This is a genomic window from Faecalibacillus sp. (genome assembly GCF_047023275.1).
Taxonomy (GTDB): domain Bacteria; phylum Bacillota_I; class Bacilli_A; order Erysipelotrichales; family Coprobacillaceae; genus Faecalibacillus.
Genome location: NZ_JBKYAR010000026.1, coordinates 9,623 through 11,676, shown reverse-complemented (window position 1 = coordinate 11,676; position 2,054 = coordinate 9,623). Strand labels below are relative to the sequence as shown.

At 26.5% G+C, this 2,054-nt stretch carries 2 protein-coding genes; both read left to right on the top strand.

The window, feature by feature from the left end:
* Window positions 1–162: 162 nt before the first annotated feature.
* Window positions 163–1,209: a helix-turn-helix transcriptional regulator gene (locus ACLVEP_RS09500; RefSeq protein ID WP_412584438.1), complete on the top strand. Its 1,047-nt coding sequence runs from the start codon at window positions 163–165 to the stop codon at window positions 1,207–1,209.
* Between the two features lie 99 nt (window positions 1,210–1,308).
* On the top strand, window positions 1,309–2,054 hold a 746-nt coding region (locus ACLVEP_RS09495), incomplete at its 3' end, for a hypothetical protein (protein WP_412584436.1).

Here is a 2,054-nt window from a genome sequence, read left to right as displayed (position 1 = left end):
GAATGCCGCCCTGTCACGGCGGAGGTCGCGGGTTCGAGTCCCGTCCAGACCGCCAGTAATAGTGTTAAAGAGTCGTAAGACTTTTTTATTTTATAAAAGAGATGAACAGAAATGTTCATCTTTTTTTATGCTATAATAAAGTTAATGAAACGAGATGATAATATGCAAAATATGAACTACTATTATGATTTTTCTGGTCAAAAATTTGAATATCCTTTAAGCTTAAGCATTAATCAATTTGATCGACATGTTTTTTCAAGACAATCTTCTTTAGAAATTTCTTATGTTTTAAAGGGAAGCTATGAAGTTATTACAGAAAAGATGTCAACAGTAATTTATGAACATGAATTAGCCCTTATTGCTCCTTATGATATCCATATGTTAAAAATGAACGAAAAAGAAAGTATTATTTTAACGTTACATATAGATTTTTCATATTTACCTCATTATATGGTAGGAGATATTGATCATAGTTTTCAATCACTTATTTGTAGAGAAAACCAAAATAAAGAATTACTTTTTCAAATAAGACAACAATTAGGTATTTTACTTTTACATTTTATTGAAAATAAAGATAATATTTATTTATTAAATTTAGTTGTTTCAAACCTAATATATCTAATTAGTCAAAAACAAGAATTCTCTTTAGAAAAATTACCTCTATCTTCTAAAAACCATGAAAACTATATGAAAGCTATTTTATTTATTGATCAAAATTATCAAGAAGATATTCATTTAGAAGATATTGCTCAAAACTTATCTTTTAGTATTTCTTATGCCTCACGTTTATTTAAAAAATACACAGGAGTAAGTTTTGTTAAGTATTTATCTATGGTTAGAATACGTCACTCCTTAGAGGATTTATTAGCGGGTAAAGACTCTATTGATGAAATTGCTTTTTCTTGTGGGATGTCTTCTAAAGCATATAGTCAAGCATTTAAAGATCTTTATGGAATTACGCCAAGCGTTTATCGTAAACAATTTCAAAAGAATTTAAAATATAATAAAGAAAATAAGGAACAAAGAATGCGTTTAGATCAAAAACAAATTGCTTTAATTCAACATTTAATTAAAGAAAATAATATATATCAAGATGAATATCTTGATATATCTAAAGATACTCAACAAAAGACATATACATTTAAAAATATGAATCAACTTTCTTTGTTACAAGAAAATAATCTTCTAACAATTAAAACTAAAAAATAACATGAAGGATCATTCCTGGGTGTTATTTTTTTACTTTTTTAAAAATTAAAAAGAAAAACATCAAAAAATTGTCTATATAATAATAGGAGGAAAAATTATATGGATAAAGTATTAGAAATCACATCAAATGATCATATCATCATGATTGATAAACTCTGTAAAAGAATATTAGGTCATCCAGAAATTTTAGGAAGAATTATCAAAGGTTTTATTAAAGAAGCTAAAGATGTATCTCTAGAAGAAATCATTGGAATAATTAAAGGAAATGATGGTTTTCAACAATTAAATAATGTAATAGATATTCCCTATCATGGAAAAGTAGAATTCGATTATTTCTGTTATATCAACTTACCACAAAAAGAGGGTACATCAAAAAGAATCTATCTAGATGTTGAAATACAAAATGTAGAAAATCCAGGCTATGCTCTATTAACAAGAGGAAATGATTATCTTTCAAGAATGATTACCAGTCAAAATGGTAAAGAATATGATTATCGAAATTATGATGGAATGAAAAAAGCCTATGTGATATGGATACTGCCACAGGCAGCTAGAAAAAGAGATGGACATGTTAATCGTTATAAAACAACTGAAGAAAATATCAGTGGAGCAACAATTGAAAGGTTAGATAGCTATGATAAAAATGAACAGATTATGATATACTTAAATAAAGATCATAAGCTAGAAGACAAGTATGAAAGCAGTGATTGGATAAAGACACCATTAGTCATATTTTTTAATAATACATACGATCTTTTAGTAAAAAAAGATGTCATGAAAAAATATAAATTTAAAGAAATAGAGAAGGAGGTTGAAAAGATGTGTAATTTAGGAGAAATGATAGC

What these genes read in the sequence shown, in the direction of transcription:
- ACLVEP_RS09500 (WP_412584438.1), top strand. Translation starts at nt 163, where the DNA reads ATGCAAAATATGAACTACTATTATGATTTTTCTGGTCAAAAATTTGAA.